The sequence below is a fragment of the Pedobacter sp. Leaf170 genome (genome assembly GCF_920984665.1).
GTDB lineage: Bacteria > Bacteroidota > Bacteroidia > Sphingobacteriales > Sphingobacteriaceae > Pedobacter.
Genome location: NZ_CAKLBP010000001.1, coordinates 977,609 through 995,245 on the forward strand (window position 1 = coordinate 977,609; position 17,637 = coordinate 995,245).

Annotated in this window: 15 protein-coding genes; 9 read left to right on the plus strand and 6 right to left on the minus strand. The window is 37.4% G+C overall.

The genetic code is table 11. The annotated features are described in order from the left end of the window. The first annotated feature begins 83 nt into the window (after positions 1-83). Genes LUA90_RS04425 through LUA90_RS04435 form a run of 3 tightly spaced genes read left to right on the plus strand, consistent with a single transcriptional unit; the run spans position 84 to position 3,903 of the window. Positions 84-1,112 carry a LacI family DNA-binding transcriptional regulator gene (locus tag LUA90_RS04425; RefSeq protein ID WP_231465710.1) on the plus strand — a complete coding sequence of 343 codons (1,029 nt, stop codon included), beginning with the start codon at positions 84-86 and terminating at the stop codon, positions 1,110-1,112. Positions 1,113-1,126: 14 nt separating this feature from the next. Next, entirely contained in the window at positions 1,127-2,605 is a 1,479-nt protein-coding gene (locus LUA90_RS04430) for a gluconokinase (protein WP_231465708.1), read from the plus strand. 8 nt (positions 2,606-2,613) lie between these two features. Beyond that, on the plus strand, positions 2,614-3,903 hold the full coding sequence (locus LUA90_RS04435; RefSeq protein WP_231490407.1) for a gluconate:H+ symporter: 1,290 nt from the start codon (positions 2,614-2,616) through the stop codon (positions 3,901-3,903). 5 nt (positions 3,904-3,908) lie between these two features. Here the strand turns inward: LUA90_RS04435 and LUA90_RS04440 are convergent, their stop codons facing one another. Further along, the gene (locus tag LUA90_RS04440; protein ID WP_231490409.1) at positions 3,909-5,111 is read right to left on the minus strand and encodes a GAF domain-containing sensor histidine kinase; all 1,203 of its coding nucleotides are present in this window, start codon (positions 5,109-5,111) and stop codon (positions 3,909-3,911) included. Positions 5,112-5,230: 119 nt separating this feature from the next. After that, positions 5,231-5,911 carry an arylesterase gene (locus LUA90_RS04445; RefSeq protein ID WP_231490411.1) on the minus strand — a complete coding sequence of 227 codons (681 nt, stop codon included), beginning with the start codon at positions 5,909-5,911 and terminating at the stop codon, positions 5,231-5,233. A 61-nt stretch (positions 5,912-5,972) separates the two neighbouring features. Between LUA90_RS04445 and LUA90_RS04450 the strand changes: the two genes are divergently transcribed. The 4 genes from LUA90_RS04450 (at position 5,973) to LUA90_RS04465 (ending at position 11,996) form a co-directional block, all read left to right on the plus strand. Then, a complete protein-coding gene (locus LUA90_RS04450) occupies positions 5,973-6,704 on the plus strand; it encodes an ABC transporter ATP-binding protein (protein WP_370635298.1) in 732 nt (243 codons plus the stop codon). Further along, a complete protein-coding gene (locus LUA90_RS04455; RefSeq protein WP_231465698.1) occupies positions 6,697-9,234 on the plus strand; it encodes an ABC transporter permease in 2,538 nt (845 codons plus the stop codon). Before LUA90_RS04450 ends, LUA90_RS04455 begins: the two co-directional genes overlap by 8 nt. A gap of 91 nt (positions 9,235-9,325) precedes the next feature. Next, positions 9,326-10,567: a PQQ-dependent sugar dehydrogenase gene (locus tag LUA90_RS04460; RefSeq protein WP_231465696.1), complete on the plus strand. Its 1,242-nt coding sequence runs from the start codon at positions 9,326-9,328 to the stop codon at positions 10,565-10,567. Between the two features lie 163 nt (positions 10,568-10,730). Continuing rightward, positions 10,731-11,996 (plus strand): Hsp70 family protein, encoded by a 1,266-nt coding sequence (locus LUA90_RS04465; RefSeq protein ID WP_231465694.1) that lies wholly within the window; start codon positions 10,731-10,733, stop codon positions 11,994-11,996. Positions 11,997-12,227: 231 nt separating this feature from the next. Here the strand turns inward: LUA90_RS04465 and LUA90_RS04470 are convergent, their stop codons facing one another. Beyond that, positions 12,228-13,373, minus strand: a complete 1,146-nt coding sequence (locus LUA90_RS04470; protein WP_231465692.1) for a serine hydrolase — start codon at positions 13,371-13,373, stop codon at positions 12,228-12,230. A gap of 107 nt (positions 13,374-13,480) precedes the next feature. On the opposite strand from LUA90_RS04470, the gene LUA90_RS04475 reads away from it, so the two are divergent. Then, positions 13,481-14,389: a DNA adenine methylase gene (locus LUA90_RS04475; protein ID WP_231490412.1), complete on the plus strand. Its 909-nt coding sequence runs from the start codon at positions 13,481-13,483 to the stop codon at positions 14,387-14,389. Between the two features lie 6 nt (positions 14,390-14,395). On the opposite strand, the gene LUA90_RS04480 is transcribed toward LUA90_RS04475, so the two are convergent. Continuing rightward, positions 14,396-14,881, minus strand: coding sequence for a hypothetical protein (locus LUA90_RS04480; protein ID WP_231465688.1), 486 nt, complete (start codon positions 14,879-14,881; stop codon positions 14,396-14,398). A gap of 98 nt (positions 14,882-14,979) precedes the next feature. Then, entirely contained in the window at positions 14,980-15,834 is an 855-nt protein-coding gene (locus LUA90_RS04485; protein WP_231490414.1) for an NAD(P)-dependent oxidoreductase, read from the minus strand. 94 nt (positions 15,835-15,928) lie between these two features. On the opposite strand from LUA90_RS04485, the gene LUA90_RS04490 reads away from it, so the two are divergent. Then, entirely contained in the window at positions 15,929-17,029 is a 1,101-nt protein-coding gene (locus tag LUA90_RS04490; protein ID WP_231490416.1) for a DNA alkylation repair protein, read from the plus strand. 3 nt (positions 17,030-17,032) lie between these two features. On the opposite strand, the gene LUA90_RS04495 is transcribed toward LUA90_RS04490, so the two are convergent. Further along, entirely contained in the window at positions 17,033-17,488 is a 456-nt protein-coding gene (locus LUA90_RS04495; protein WP_231490418.1) for an NUDIX domain-containing protein, read from the minus strand. Between the last annotated feature and the right edge of the window lie 149 nt (positions 17,489-17,637).

The following is a 17,637-nucleotide window of genomic DNA, read 5'->3' on the forward strand; positions in this document are numbered from 1 at the left end:
GCGGCCAGGTTATTTTTAATTTTATATTTGCTTAACGCCAAATTATTTTTGGGCCTCTATTTAATTATTAAGAATAATCACCTATGAACGAAAAAATATCGATTAAAGATATAGCAAACCGTGTTGGCACCTCTACAACCACTGTTTCATTTGTTCTTAATGGTAAGGCAGAAGAAAAGCACATCAGCGCAAATATTACTGCAAAAGTGTTAAGCGTAGTTGCTGAGCTTGGTTATCAGCCAAACTCTATTGCCCGCAGCCTGCGCACCGGAAAATCAAAAATAATAGGTTTTCTTGTTGATGATATATCCAAGCCCTTCTTTTCAAACATTGCCGGGGTAATTGACCAGGCCGCCTCTGCTCAGGGTTATAAAATTATTTTTAGCAGTACGGGGAGTGATAAAAAGAGGATAAAAGAAATATTGAGCATGTTTAAAGAACGCTCAGTTGACGGATATATAATTGCCACTGCCGAAGGATTAGAGGAAGAGATAGGTGCATTGGTGAATAGCGGTACGCCCGTTGTTTTGTTTGACAGATATCTACCCAATATTAAGTCAGACTATATCCTCACCAATAATCATGGCGCTACCTTTGATGCCACTACTCATCTTATCGAAAATGGCTATGAAAATATAGCTTTTGTTACCATTAAGACAGTACAGAAACAAATGCTTGAACGTTTAAACGGTTACACCGAAGCTTTGCAGAAAAATGGCAAAAAACCTCAGGTATTAGAGATTAACTACCAGAATTCAGAACAGGCAACATTAGCAATACAGAAATTTTTAGAGGCACATAAGGAGCTCGATGCAGTGATATTTGCATCGAACTATTTAACCATGGATGGCTTGAAGTTATCTCGCTTTGGTAAAGAAAAGCTTTTATCAGGTTTAGCCATTGTGTCTTTTGACGATTTTGAATTGCTGGAGTTTATCAAGCCATCGATAACGGCCATTCAGCAGCCTATACAAGAATTGGGAGAAAAAGTTGTAAAGCAATTATTGAAAAGATTGAAAGCGGATACAAACGATACGGAACGCGAAACCTTTAATATTGATGCCAGCCTTTGCATCAGGCAATCGACTCAGAAAAACACTGTACGCAATTAAGTCCAAATTTATAGATGAGATATCTTTTAGGCATCGATATTGGCACCGGAAGCACTAAAGCAGTAGCACTTGATTTAGCTTATCAACCGATTTGTGCAAGCCAGCACCACTACCCTACTCAATCTCCAAAACCGGGTTATAGTGAGCAGAACCCTGAGCTAATCTGGAATGCATTTTTAAATTGTATAAGTGATTTAAAGTCACAACTTAAAGCAGAGCCAATAGCAATTGGTTTAAGTTCGGCTATGCACAGTTTAATTTTGGTTGATAAAACCAGCTTACCTTTAGCACCAATGCTCACCTGGGCGGATAACCGCAGCGCTGAGATTGCGGATAGATTATTAACCGGTGATGAGGGTTTGCCGCTTTATGTATCAACCGGAACGCCGATTCATACAATGTCTCCGCTTTGCAAAATCATCTGGTTTAAAGAGAATGAACCTGAATTATTTGCTAAAACCGAAAAATTTATTTCGATAAAAGAATACATCTGGTTTAAATTGTATGGCGAGTATGTTATAGATTATTCCATCGCTTCAGCCACCGGTTTATTTAATATTAATGCTTTAAAATGGGATGAGCAGGCACTAGCCCTATGCAATATTACCGGCTCAAAACTCTCCAGGCCTGTCCCCACATCCTATAACGAAACAAGCATTTTATCTAAACATCAAAATGTAATAGAAAAAGCTAACATTACAATTGGCGCAAGTGATGGATGTTTAGCAAACTTGGGCAGTAAGGCAATTTTAGAAGGTGCGGCAGCGCTCACTATTGGTACTTCCGGAGCTTTGCGTGTTGCAAGCCGGCGACCAATAGTGAATACAAACGCCATGACCTTCAATTATATTTTGGATAGCGAAACCTTTATCTGTGGCGGTCCGATAAATAATGGTGGTTTAGCTTTGCAGTGGCTTCTGAAAAATGTGTTTGGAAAAACTGACCTAAATGATGAGGATTACGCCAATTTATTTAATGAAATAGAGACGACTGCCATGGGCAGTAATGGATTGATTTTTTTACCCTACCTAACCGGAGAAAGAGCGCCAATCTGGAATAGCCATGCTTCTGGAACTTTTTTGGGTTTAACCAATCAACACGAACAAAAACATATTGCAAGAGCGGTAATTGAGGGCATCTGTTTTTCCTTGTTTGATGTTTTAGTTGAAATGGAAGCCCATGGCGCAAACATTCAAAAAATTCATGCCAGTGGCGGTTTTGTACATTCAAAAACGTGGATGCAAATTCTGGCAGACATTACCGGTAAGCAAATTTTACTCATTAGCGAAGAAGACGCTTCGGCAATTGGGGCTGCTTATCTTGCGGCAAAATCTATCGGCTTAAGCGAATCCTATCCATCAACAACCAATGATACTTTAGAAATAATTTTACCAAACCCATCGAACCATATTTACTATAAAAAAATCTTTAACATCTATAAAAAAGCATACCTTAATTTAAAAGAATGTATGCAAGAACTTAACCACTCTTAAACCAAATTATGTCTCTACTCATCGTATTACTTGGCATATTGCTACTTCTCGTACTGATAATTAAAAAGTTAAATCCGATGATTGCGCTTCTTTTAGTTGCTATTGTTACGGGGTTGTTTTTAGGGATGCCTGCAGCAAAAGTGATGGCAGCGGTGAGCAATGGTATAGGCAGTACGCTCGGCAGCATGGTAATGGTATTGGCATTAGGCGCCATGATGGGTAAATTAATTGAAGATAGTGGTGCTGCCAAAAAGATTGTTTTCATTTTAATTAGGGCCTTCGGACAAAAAAATATTCAGTGGGCGGTATTAATTACTGGTTTGCTTGTCGGCATTCCTTTGTTTTACAACGCTGGTTTTGTTGTACTTATTCCTTTAGTTTTTGCCATTGCAAGTGCAACAGGATTACCAAAGCTATACATCGGAATACCAATGGCTGCAGCATTATCTGTTACACATGGTTTTTTACCCCCGCATCCGGGCCCGGTATCTTTGGCAGCAATTTTTCATGCTGATGTTGGTAAAACCTTAATTTATGGCCTGGTGTTAAGCATTCCGATTGCAATAATCGCCGGTGTTTATTTTCCCCGGTTGATAATTAAAAAACCTTTTGGCCACGATACTATGCAATTTAAAATTGCCGAAGATGAGCATTTACCATCAACCGCCAAAAGCTTTTTCACCGCCTTGCTACCTGTTTTTTTAATTATAGCGGGCACGGTTGGCACAGCCATTAAAAGTCCATATTTAGCAAAACCAGTATTTATATTTTTAGCCGACCCAACTGCAGCATTGCTTATTGCAGTTTTAATTACGGTACTCATTCAAGATAATCCTATAGCGAAAGCAATGGAATCATGTGTTGAAGGTGTAAAGAGCATTGCCATGATTATTTTAATCATCGCCGCTGGCGGAGCTTTTAAACAAATACTTGTAGATAGTGGCGTAGGCGAAACAGTTAAACTGTTTACCATGGGCTTGAATTTATCGCCTTTATTTTTAGCATGGCTGATAACGGCTTCATTAAGGGTAACGTTAGGCTCTGCTACCGTTGCTGCCCTAACTGCATCAGGTATTGTACTGCCATTTATTGGCATTGGCGCTTCACCAGAATTAATGGTATTGGCTGTTGGCGCAGGCAGTTTAATGTTTTCTCATGTAAACGATACCGGATTCTGGATGTTTAAAGAATACTTCAATCTTAACTTAAAACAAACCTTTAAAACCTGGACGGCAATGGAAACTATCGTTTCTGTACTCGGCTTAATTGGTGTTCTGATAATAAATAATTTTATTTAAGGTTTTTAGACCATCGGAATCGTTACTTCAAAATTTGTTCCCCAACCCATTTGCGATTCTATTTTTATATCACCTTTTAAACTTCTAATATTATCTACAACCATTGGTAATCCCAAACCGTAACCACGCTCACCCATAGTGCCTTTTGTGGTACCCATCTCGCCTGATAGTATTTTTTCAACTGATTGTTCGCTCAATCCATTTCCATTATCAGAAACATTAATGATTAGCGTTTTAGCATCTTCCTTAACTTCTAGTTCGAGTTTTACGGTTACTGTTCCATAATCAGAACTAAACTTAATCGCATTTGATATTAAGTTGCCGGCAATATGCAGCATTTTGTTTTTTGTAAATAACACCCTGGTGTTGGCATTACCAGTAGTTACCTTAAAAAAGATATTTTTGGCTTTAGCCTGTGGCAGATATAGTTTTTCTAGCTTATCTTTAAATGATATCAAATCGAAGCTATCCTCTTTGGGAGATTTCTCCCGATTTAATATTTCTTCTGATAAAGATAATACAGCCTTCGTAGTCTTATCAATCATCTCAATATAATCCAACACATCTTCAGGATTAGATTTATTAACCTTTTTTCGGATAATATCAATAATGCCGGTTATACCTGATAAAGGACCTCTGATATCATGAGCGGTTTTTAAATGATCAACCCTGTAATCATCTAATTCTGATTTTACACTGTGTAATATTTTTAAATTGATAAGCTTCTCTACAACTTCGTTTGCAATTAATTTGAGTAGTTCAATTTTTTCTGGCGATAGCTTTTTAGTCTTTTTATCTAAAACGCATAAGGCACCAATATTATGCCCGTTGGGGGTTGTTAGCGGTATACCGAAATAATACCTTAAGTTTAATGGATTTCTGACATAGAAAAAATCCTTCATCCTGTCATCCAAAGATAAATCCCTGACCTCAAAATGATCTTTCTCCAAAATAGTATATTGACAAATAGATTCTTCTCTGGGCATCTGATCAATATCTAGCCCATAGTTTGAAACCGACCATTGCGTAAATGAATCTATTAAATTAACTAATGAGATATCAGTTTCTGCAATTTTAGCTGCCAAAGCAGTTAAATGTTCAAACTCTTGTTTTAAATTGGTATAATCAGGATCGAAATCAGTGAGTTCAGAAAGCCTAGAAATTTCATTCTCTGGTATCGGGCGGATGTGTTCAAAAGGGGGATTCATGCAAGTTTTTTATATTTCCGAGCGCAAGCCAAATTATAACATATTGTTATTATTCAAAAATATTTCAGTAAAAAAAAGAAAATAGTGTTAATCCAGTGATATTAAGGTATTGATAATTTTTATAAAAGAGGTTTCAAAACAACCCAAACATTATCTGCTAAAATCTTATCGCCTTCTGCTGTTGGGTGAATTCCATCGGCCTGATTAAGCTTTGCCACACCACCAACCTTATCCAAAAGAAACGGAATTAAAGCCGCATTATTCTTTTCAGCAAGCTGTGGAAATATGTTTTTAAAGTCGGATGTATATTTTGCACCCATACTTGGCGGCATTTGCATGCCTGCAATCACAATTTTTACATCCGGATATTTAGCCTTTACCTTATCAATAATGCTTTGTAAATTTTTAGCTGTTTCTAAAACTGGTAAGCCTCGCAAACCATCATTAGACCCTAGCTCCAATACAAAAACATCAATTTTTTGCTTTAATAACCAATCTATACGGGCTTTGCCTGCGGCAGATGTTTCTCCACTTAAACCGCCATTAATTACTTTGTAAGGTAATTTTTCGGCATCTATTTTTTGCTGAATAACTGCAGGATACGCCTCTGTAGGCTCCAATCCATAACCAGCTGTTAAACTTGTTCCAAAAAACAATATTGTTTTAATTGGTGTCGTTACTTCGGCTTTGCCATTTTTAGCCGAATCATTATCTACTATTTTATCTGATTTACTGTTGTTTGAGCAAGCGGCAAAAAGTCCTGCAAAAACAATTAAAGTCATTATGCGTTTTCGTAACATATCTATATTTTCAAGCTCTAATTATCAAAAATCAATATCTTTAACAGGATATACGTAACTAATGTTAGTTTCGTGTTGGTCCTCATACTTAAATATTCAGCCATTGGAAAATATCCTGAACATCCGAAATGTAAGCAAAATTTATCAGAGTGCAGGCCATGAACTTACCGTTTTACATAACATTAACCTTAGCATAAAAACCGGCTCAACGGTTGCAATAACGGGTCCATCCGGAAGTGGAAAAACTACCTTACTTGGGCTTTGTGCTGGTTTAGATAGGGCATCATCTGGTAATGTTGAGCTTGCCGGCGTTTTGTTAGATAAGCTCTCTGAAGATGAGCGTGCAGCAGTGCGTAACCAGCACGTTGGCTTTATTTTTCAAAATTTTCAGTTACTGCCAACTTTAACCGCTTTAGAAAATGTTATGGTTCCTTTAGAATTAAGAGGTTTAAAAAATATTAAGCCACAGGCGATGGAATTACTGGACAAAGTTGGGCTTGCAGAGCGGGCACATCATTATCCAATTCAATTATCTGGTGGCGAGCAGCAAAGGGTTTCGCTGGCAAGGGCATTTTCGAATAAACCAGCAATTTTATTTGCCGATGAGCCAACCGGAAATCTTGATGCAGAAACGAGTGAGAAAATTATTAAACTGCTTTTCGATTTAAATACTGATGCAGGCACAACCCTGGTTATTGTAACACATGATTTAGATCTGGCATCGAGAACCAGCAGGGTTGTAAAAATGAAAGGTGGATTAATCATTGCCGACGAAAATCCGACTTATGCATAATCCATCAAAAAACCTTGTGCCCATTTCATGGATTTTTAAAATGGCCTGGCGGGATAGCCGCAAAAACCGTTCGCGTTTACTTCTTTTTATTTCCTCGATAGTTTTGGGCATTGCGGCACTTGTTGCCGTTTATTCTTTTAAGGATAATTTACAAAGCGATTTAGACAGGCAGGCTAAAGAACTTACCGGTGCCGATTTAATTATCGAAAGCCGCAAGGCGATTAATAAGCAAACGGAAGCCAGGCTTAAAAATATGGGCGATGACCGGGCAACCGAAAGTACATTCGCCTCGATGGTATATTTTATCAAAGACGGTGGTAGCCGTTTGGTACAAATGAAAGCCTTGCAAGGCAATTACCCGTTTTATGGCACCATTGAAACTACGCCAATTAGTGCTGCCAAGAGTTTTTTTAATGATCAGGAAGCCTTAGTTGATAAAACATTGATGCTTCAGTTTAACGCAAAAACCGGAGACTCGATAATTGTTGGCGATTTAAAATTTAAAATTGCAGGCACGCTTGATAAAGCACCCGGACAAACGGGCATTGCAGCCAGCGTAGCCCCAATTGTTTACATACCATTAAAATATTTGGATAAAACCGGGCTTGTAAAAACCGGAAGCCGGATTAATTATAAATTTTATTATAAGTTTAACAGCGATGATAAACTAAATGAAGTAGTTAAAAGTCTGCAGGCAAAAGCAGAAAAAGAAGGTTTGGATATTGATACCGTTGCCGAGCGGAAAGAACAAACCGGGCGCTCTTTCAGAGATTTAAACCGATTTTTAGCCTTAACCGGCTTTATAGCCTTATTACTTGGTTGTGTAGGGGTTGGAAGCGCTATTCATGTTTACATTCAGGAGAAACTTTCTGCCATTGCAACGCTACGCTGCATGGGTTTAAGGGCTTGGGATGCATTTTATATTTATCTGATTCAGGTTTCCTTTATAGGTATAATTGCAGCATTGATAGGTGCCGTTTTAGGCACAGCAATTCAATTTCTGTTACCCATTGTTTTAAAAGATTTTCTACCGGTTGAGCTCAGTATGCAAATTTCATGGTCGGCAATTGGCCAGGGATTATTACTTGGCCTGGCTATATCTGTTCTTTTTGCTTTACCATCGCTACTTTCTGTAAGACGGATTTCTCCTTTAAATGCAATTAGGGCAACATTTGAATCAAATACCAATAAAAAAAGAGATTATCTAAAAGGCTTTGTTTACCTGTTAATGGTTGCCTTTGTTGCAGGCTTTACTTATTTACAGATGGGAAGTTGGTTACAAACTTTGGTTTTCACCGTTGGGATCATGATTGCCTTTTTACTCTTGATGGCACTTTCCAGCCTGTTAATGTTTTTGGTCAAGAAACTAATACCAACCTCCTTAAGTTATTTATGGCGACAAGGTTTTGCTAATTTATATCGCCCGAACAATCAAACCTTAATGCTAACGGTCTCGATTGGGCTTTCAACGGCATTTATCTGTACGCTCTATTTTGTTCAGGGAATATTAATCAATCGGGTAACACTATCATCAGGAACAAACCAGCCTAATATGGTTTTATTTGATATTCAGACATCGCAAAAGCAAGCGGTTACAGATTTGACAAAGTCGTTCAAACTACCATTGATGAATCAGGTTCCGGTGATTACCATGCGCATAGAAGAAATAAACGGAAAAAAAGCTGGTGATGATAGTACAAATACAAGAGCATTTAAAAATGAGCTCCGTGCAACTTATCAAGATACTTTAACCGCAGCGGAAAAAATTATTGAGGGGAAATGGATACCAAAAGTAAATAATGCAAATGATGTAATTTATATTTCTTTAGATCAGAATTTTGCCCGAAGCATTAAAGTAAAGGTGAACGATAAAATCACGTTCAACGTACAGGGCATGCTATTACCAACCGTTGTTGGGAGCTTAAGGGAAGTAAACTGGACAAGGTTGCAGACCAATTTCAGAGTTGTTTTTCCGGGTGGCGTTTTAGAACAGGCGCCACAGTTTCATGTTTTAATGACGAGGGTTCCAAATAGCGAAACTTCTGCCCGCTTTCAGGGAAATGTTGTGCGCAAGTTTCCGAATATTTCTGTTATCGATTTAGGTTTGGTGCTAAAATTATTAGATGAGATACTAAGTAAAATTGGTTTTGTTATCCAATTTATGGCGGGTTTTAGTATGATTACCGGCTGGATAGTTCTTGTATCAGCTGTGCTAACCAGCAAAAACCAACGTATAAAAGAAAGTATTTTACTTAGAACAATGGGAGCAAGCAGGAAACAAATATTAGCCATAAATGTAATTGAATACTTTTTTCTGGGCTTATTGGCTGCATCAGCAGGATTAATGCTATCCTTAGCAGCAAGTTGGGGCTTAGCTAAATTTAGCTTCGATGCGAACTTCATTCCTCCGTTTTTGCCTACGGTTATATTATTTATCAGCGTAATTGCGTTAGTAGTTATAACAGGGTATTTAAGCAGCAGAAGCATATTAAATAAGCCACCACTCCAGATTTTAAGGAATGAAAGTTAATTAAACCGAGATAATTTCAAACTTAGAACCTTTTAGTAATCTGTGTGTTAGATAATTAACATCATTTATGTTAAACCTAAATTTGAAAAACATGATGAAATTTAAACTATACAGCTCATTGGTTGCAGGCGCTATGCTCATTTTTAGCTCTTGCTCTAAAGTAAGCGATGGCGGCGTTGAGGAAACCGGGCCAGAGCCAGCTCCCGGACCTGGTGTAGAAACCAGTGCACCCAACACAAACTACAAACCAGCATTTAGCGGACAAACAAGGGTTGGTAAAGTTGCCACCACCACAGCAATAAAGGGTACAGCAATAGCCACTACCCTATCTTCTCCATGGGGTATTACGGCTTTGCCTGATGGAAGATTATTGATTACAGAAAAAGGTGGAACGATGCGCATTGCAACTACCACCGGCACAATCAGTGCAGCCATCACCGGGCTTCCGGCTGTTAATGCTTCTGGGCAAGGCGGTTTATTGGGCTTATGCATCGACCCACAGTTTAGCACCAACAGAATGGTTTATTGGGTATTTTCGCTTAGTTCAACCGGCGGAAATCAAACAGCGGTAGCCAAAGGCCGGCTTGCCGATAACGAAAAAACCATAGAAAATGCTACCATCATCTATCGTGCAAACCCGGCTTATAATGGAACATTGCATTATGGCGGCCGCATTTTGTTTGATAGAAACGGAAATTTATTAGTTAGCACCGGTGAACGTTCTGATTTGGCAACCCGACCGCTTGCGCAATCTGTTTCGGCTGCCTTAGGTAAAATTGTTAGAATTACTACCAGTGGCGCTGCTGCAGCAGGAAACCCAACATTTTCAGGCTCGGGTGCATTACCAGAACTATATAGTATTGGTCATAGAAATCCGCAAGGCTTGGCTATACACCCTACAAGCGGCGATTTGTGGCAAAGTGAACATGGGCCACGAGGAGGCGACGAATTAAACCGGATTGTACCAGGCAGCAATTATGGCTGGCCAACCATTACTTATGGTATTGAATATAGTGGAGCAGCAATTGGCTCTGCAATACAACAACAAGATGGATTACAACAACCTGCATATTATTGGGACCCGGTAATTTCGCCCAGTGGAATGACTTTTTACAAAGGAAACCGCGTACCTGAATGGCAAAACAATCTTTTTATAGGCTCTTTAAGTGGTACACACATTGCCAGACTTGTAATTGAAAATAATCGGGTAATTAGTGAAGAAAGGTTATTGAGCAGCGAAGGTCAGCGTTTTAGGGATATTGCCCAAGGCACAGATGAAGCGCTTTATGCCATAACAGATGGCGGAAGATTATATAAAATTGATAAGCAATAAAGTTTATTTAATTTTCTTTTAAGGATTTTTTACAGCTGTCCAATGCCGGGCGGCTGTTTTTATTTACAAGCTTCTACAAAACAAAATTAGGTTTGAGAATCGCTCAATTTTTCATACTTTCGCAACCCCCGCCGAAAAATCTGTAAAACAAACCTTCTACACAATGAGCAAATACCTGTATGGAATCGACTTTGGAACAACGAATTCCGCTTTATCTATTTACGATGAACAAAAGGCAGAAATTATTGATACCATAATAATTCCTTCGCTCATTTACTTCCCGGAAAATCATGCATTGGCAGGAGAACAAAAATATGTTGTAGGCGAAAAAGCCATAGAAACCTATCTAGAGGACGGTATGAAGGGTCGTTTCATCAAATCCATAAAGCAGATTTTATCAAGAAGCAGTTTTACAGAAACCCTAATTCAGAATAAGCGTTACAATGCTTCTGACCTGGTTGCTATTATCCTCACTGAATTAAAATCCAGAGCCGATAAAATTACAGCAACAGATTGTAAAAAGGCAGTTATCGGCAGACCTGTATTTTTTGATGATGATAACACCCAAAAAGATACGCTTGCCCAAAGCCGGCTAAATAAAGCTGCTGAAAAGGCTGGTTTTGAAGAACTTCGTTTTCAGTTTGAACCGATTGGCGCTGCATTTGCCTATGAGAAAACCATTCAACACAAAGAAAATGTTTTGGTAGCCGATATTGGTGGTGGAACAACAGATTTTACTTACCTGGTTTTAGACCCGGCAAAAGTTGGTAGCCAGGATAGAAAAAACGACATGATGGCTACGGGCGGTATTTATATCGGCGGTGATAGTTTTGATTCGGCATTTATGTGGGAACAAGGAACACCACACTTCGGTAAGAATACACAGTATGAGGCCAGTCCGGGGAAAAAATTGCTGGTTCCAAAATCGCTGTTTGCCAATATTTGTACCTGGGATAAAATGAACTTTTTTAATGGTTTAAGAATAAAAAAAGACATTGAAAATTATTACTACTATTCTGGCAATAACCCGGAATTTAAAAATCTGATTACCTTGGTTGATAACAATCTAGGCTATTCTGTATTTCAAGCTATTGAACGTACCAAGATTGAACTTTCCTCGCAAGACAAAAGCAATTTCAACTATAAAAACTTAGGGATTTCTATTGATGATTGGATTACTTCATCAGATTATAATGCAATTATTGATAAAGATTTGAACCGGATTAATACATACCTCGACGAGTTCTTAAGCAAAAACAACATTAATCCAACCGAAATAAATAGTTTGTTTTTAACGGGCGGAACATCACTCGTTCCGGCGGTACAAAATTTATTTAAAACTCGTTTCCCGCATATTAATTTAAACTCTGGCGATAACTTTAAAAGCGTTGCCAAAGGTTTGGCCTACAGTGGTTACCTTTTTAATTAGGTTAGAGTTGCTTTCGTTATTCTGAACTTGCTTCAGAATCTCTTTTTAAGTATTACGTTTAGTTTTTGGAAATGTAAGCGCCGTTCTAATAGCGACCATCATTCCCGCCAAACCCGCCTACAGCTGGCAGGCACTTTACTTCTCCCGATGAAGTATGGGGATTCGTGTTCGCTTACATCGGGTTTAGCGACTAAGGTTGGTGAATAAAACCTTTCAATATGTCGTTGAGCGCTATTTAACCAAATTACTATATACACAGTTTATTGCTTCCCTACTAAAATCTGGTATTCCATCGGTGTAAAGTGGGTTGCAGCCATTGGTAATAATCACAATACCGAAATCATTCTTTTTCGAAAAAAACATGGTGCTGTATAAGCCATAAGCAGAGCCTGTATGACCGGTAAGTTCTATACCTGGAATCAGCGTGCTGGTTTTTCTTAGGGCTAATCCGTATTCTTCTGGTTCGGAAACTTTGGTTTGCATTAATTTTGAACTCTTTCTGGAGATAATGGTAACCCCATCCGATTTTCCAAAATTCATGTGCATTTTCATGTATTTCGCTAAATCAAGGGCCGATATTTTCATTCCGCCAGTTGGCGAAAAAATAGGCGTTGAATAACCCATAACATACTGGCTGATTTCGGTTCTTCGCGGCGCATAAGCTTGTGTAGCTTCTGTAAATACATTTGTTGCTGCATTGTATTCGTACAAGCTTGCAAAGCGAGTATTATCCAGTGAATCTACGCAGTAACCGCCATATAATTTCAGTGGGTTTGAAATATGCTTTTTAACATATTGGTCGAAACGTTCGCCTGAAATTTTTTCAATCAACGTACCAATCATATTATAATTTAGATTGCAATAATCATAAGTGCTTCCAGGTTCGTTATTGCTATAACATTTAGCCCAATCAGGGTTTTTATCCGGATTAATAACATTTAAACTCAAATATCCCTGACTATCATTAATACCTGATGTATGCGACATGACCATTTTAAGCGTAATTACTTTATCCGGGTACTTAGGATTTCTAATTTTAATACCCATCAAATCACCAAAATCATCAGATAATTTTACCTTGCCAGCCTCAACCAATTGCATAATGGAGGTTGCAGAAAATGATTTTGAAATGGATGCAATGCGAAATATGCTCTGCTCATTCAATAATTCGTTTCTTTCAATATTTTTTAACCCATAAGATTTACTGAAAGCAATTTCATTATGTTTCACTATTGCGATGGAAACACCAACAGCTTTATATTTATCCATAATATCTTTGAATTCGGCTTCAAATTTTGGATTTTGAGCCGATGCCATTTTCGCAGTGAGCAGGCAAAATAAAATCAGGTTTAAGAAACGAATCAACTTTGTTTTCATTAGAACAGGGTTTAAAGATTTAATTGTGGTAAAAAAGCTTCTATTATGGAAAGCCCGGATCAATCTATTTTTATAACTTGCGAGATAATTAAGCAGCATTTACAGCTTTGCCAAACGAAATTAAATCTATAACAGCCAAACCATTTTTAAAATGGGCAGGAGGAAAAACGCAATTAATTCCTGCTATTGAAAGCCTGTTACCCGAAAATATAAAAACTTTACAGGATTTAACCTACGTTGAGCCATTTATTGGCAGCGGTGCAGTATTTTTTTGGTTTATTCAGAAATTTAAAATCAAACACGCCATCATTAACGATGTTAATACCGATTTGATTAATGTTTACAAAGTGATAAAGCACACAGCGGCAAAGCTTATTAAGCAACTCGAAAACATACAAACTCAATACTATTCGTTTTTTAATGAATCAGAAAAAAAAGCATTTTACCTAGATAAAAGAGCAATTTTTAATTCGAGAGCCACAACAGATATTGAGCATGCCGCCTTATTTATTTTCCTAAATAGAACTTGTTTTAATGGCTTGTACAGAGTTAATAAAAAGAATGAGTTTAACGTGCCTTTCGGTAGATATGCCAAGCCAAAAATAAGTGATGGCGCAAACATTTTGACCATAAGCGGTTTGTTGCAGGAGGTTACCATTTTGAATGGCGATTACGAAAACACGCTGAGTTTTGCCGGCAAAAATGCCTTTTACTATTTCGACCCGCCCTATAAACCCATCAGTAAAACAGCTTCTTTTAATGCCTACGCTAACGGCGGCTTTGATGATGCGGAACAAATAAGACTGGCAGAGTTTACAGAAAAGCTCACTACAGATAATAAATATTGGTTGTTGAGCAACTCTGATCCTAAAAACATTAATCTGGATGATGTTTTTTTTGATCAGCTTTATGACAGACCATCAAATACAATTGTTAGGGTACAAGCCAAAAGAATGATTAATTCGAATGCCGCGAAACGTGGTGCAATAAATGAAATTTTAATTGTGAATTATTAATCGCAGTTAAAATCCATGCGCTTCCATTATCACGTCCAAATCTCTCCATTTTTTGCCTTTCGAAAAGTTTGCTGCATAAGCTGGTGTATGATTCTGAATTAAAACCTGGTGCATACCCAAACGTTTAACACGCTTCTTTAGAATGGCGTTGGCTTTGTTTTCTTCAGCAATCATGCCTGCATAAATTACGGTAAACCAAATATTTATTTCCAGCTCATCGGCTGGGTATTCTTTTGCAATCGCATCAATTAACCTTAAAATTACCTGACTAATATTTTTATCCGTGAGCGTGTAAAACTTTATAAAATCGCTGTAGATTTTTTGAGTTGTGTATTTCCTACCCAAAACCTGCAATCGCTCAAAATACTCCGTATCCAGAGGTGCGTACCTACGTTCAATTGGTTTAGAAAGGTACACGCACCAATCATCAAAAGTTCCCTTATCAAATTCGATGCGTGTAGTATTGTTAATTTGTTTAATTAGCCTGGTCATTTCCCGAACGATTTTTATGTAATATCGGGATGCAGAATAAAGCTAATTATTTTTATAAAGTTTTCAATACTTATTTAATTATTTCTGAGGCACTTAAGTTATGATTTCATTGCTTTAAAAACAGCGATAATATCCTCATTTTCATATTCCGGAGCTGCTTTTTCAAATGTATTTAAAGCTGTTTTTGCTAAAGGTGTATTTAAACCTTCATTTTTAGCCAGATTTAAATCTTTAACAATGTGCTTTAAAGCAAAAGCGGCATTATAATTATCGTTTAAAATTGCTTCACCTTTTATTTTACTAAAGATATTCCCTATTGCACTATTTTCTATCAATGTAAGTAAGCTTTGAGTATCTATATTTTTAGATTGAGCGAACAAAACTGCTTCCGCCAAACCTTGAGCATGTAGTGCTAATAAACCGTTAATGGCAAGTTTTGCATTATTCCCAGCGCTTGTTTCCCCAACCAACATTGCTAGTTTTCCTAGTTTATCAAATATTGGTTTTACCTCATTAAATGCTGCTTCATCGCCGCCAACCATAATAACCAAAGTACCGGTTTCAGCTTGCTTCACACTTCCAGATACTGGCGCATCCAGATAAGTGCCATTTTTTGCTTTACAAAGCAAAGCCATTTCCTTGCTTATGCCAGGCGAAACCGTACTCATATTTACAATAATTTTATTGCTTAAATCCTGCTCCAATAAGCCCTCGGCTCCTGTAAAAATTTGTTTAATTGCTTCATCATCAGAAACCATTAAAAAAACAATATCGTTTAGTTTTAATAAATCAGCTGGACTTGCAGACACTTCCACACCCAAATCTAAAAGGCTTTGTGCTTTATCTTTATTACGATTAAACACCGTAAGTTTATAACCTGCCTTAATCAATTGTGCCGACATTGGTTTACCCATATTGCCTAAACCAATCCATCCGATATTTAATTTTTCCATCTCACAAATATCAACAAAAACTCCATTGATTGTGCAAAAGCTTTTTTAAACCTGAGTAAAATTATAAGTTACTTTGTGGCATATTTATTTAACAATGAGCTACCTTTTAAAAGATTTATATTCTCCTAATTTCTACGAAAAGTTATCAAATGTTTTAAGCAAAACATTGCCTGGTTTTGATAAAAATAAGTTTATAAAAGCAATCTATAGTCCGGATTTTGAATCGAAAGAATTAAAGGAACGGATGAAGCATACAACAAAGGTTTTGCATCATTTTATGCCGGAAAGATTTGCCGAAAGCAGATTATTTTTAGAAGCCATCATTAAACAGTTGAGAATGGAAGGCATTGGAGAAGATTCATTAACTTATATGTTTTTGCCTGATTACATTGAAAGCTATGGTTTGGAAGATTTTGAAAATGCAGTGAAAGCTCTGGAATTTACCACCCAATTTACAAGTTGCGAATTTGCCGTTCGTCCGTTTATTTTGAAATATGGGGATGCGATGCTTGATGAAATGCTAAGATGGTCTGAACACGATAACCATAAGGTTAGGCGATTGGCAAGCGAAGGCAGCAGACCGCGTTTACCCTGGGCGATGGGTATTCCGTTCTTAAAAAAAGATGTTTCAAAAGTATTGCCCATCCTCGAAAATCTTAAAGCTGATGCTTCAGAATACGTTCGCCGAAGTGTTGCAAATAACCTGAACGACATTGCAAAAGATAATCCTGATGTTGTTTTAGAAGTTGCCAAAAGATGGACTGGTTTGAGTAAAGAAACTGATGCCATTATAAAACATGGTTGCCGTACATTGTTAAAACAAGGACATACCGAAATTTTAAAACATTATGGTTTGAGCGATAAGGGCATAAATCTTTCAGATTTTAAAGTGCTAACGCCGGTGGTAAATATTGGTGGTAATTTGGAATTTACTTTTAACATCGCTAATGCAAACAAAACTCCACAAAAAATAAGATTGGAATACGGCGTTTATTATATGAAACAAAATGGGCAACTCAGCAAAAAAGTTTTTAAAATTTCTGAACGCGAATATTTGCCTGGAACAAGTTTAATGGTAAACAGGAAACAAAAATTTGTATTAATTACCACCAGGAAATTTTATCCAGGCAAACATCAAATTTCCATTATTATTAATGGTGTAGAGAAAGAAGTTTCCACTTTCGAACTGGCTTAATGCTTAACTAAATTGTTCCATAACTTCATCAAGAAATGGAATTTGCCTTTCATTAATTTTTAATTTTGCCTCCGCGTAGCTAAACCATTCTCCTTTATCTATTTCGGGTATCTGTTGCTTTTTTCCGCTTCGCGGAGGCCATTCCATTTCAAAAGTATTACTTATAATGTTTGAAGAATCAAAATCAGATTGAATTGCCCAACAAGAAACCTTCTTCCCACCTTTTTGCGTTATCTGTTTTAATGGTGTAAAATGACCTTTCAATTTGATGGATGTTTCTTCTTCAAATTCGCGTATTGCAGCACTGAGCATTTCTTCATCTTCCTGCAATTCGCCCTTGGGTATGGTCCACACGCCTAAATCTTTTTTAGAGAAGAATGGTCCGCCAGGATGTACCAGAAAAAATTCTAACGTTTTTCCAATCATCCTGAAAGCTAATATGCCTGCGCTTTGTTTCAAAACTAAAATTCTAAATTAAACAAAAAAGCAACCTGGTTTTTTCAGATTGCTTTCAAGCTTCAAATCGTTTAACGATTAAAGTAATCCGTATATTCCGTGAGCATAAGTACGTAATGACTCTGAAACCGTTTTCATTTTTTCTGGAGACG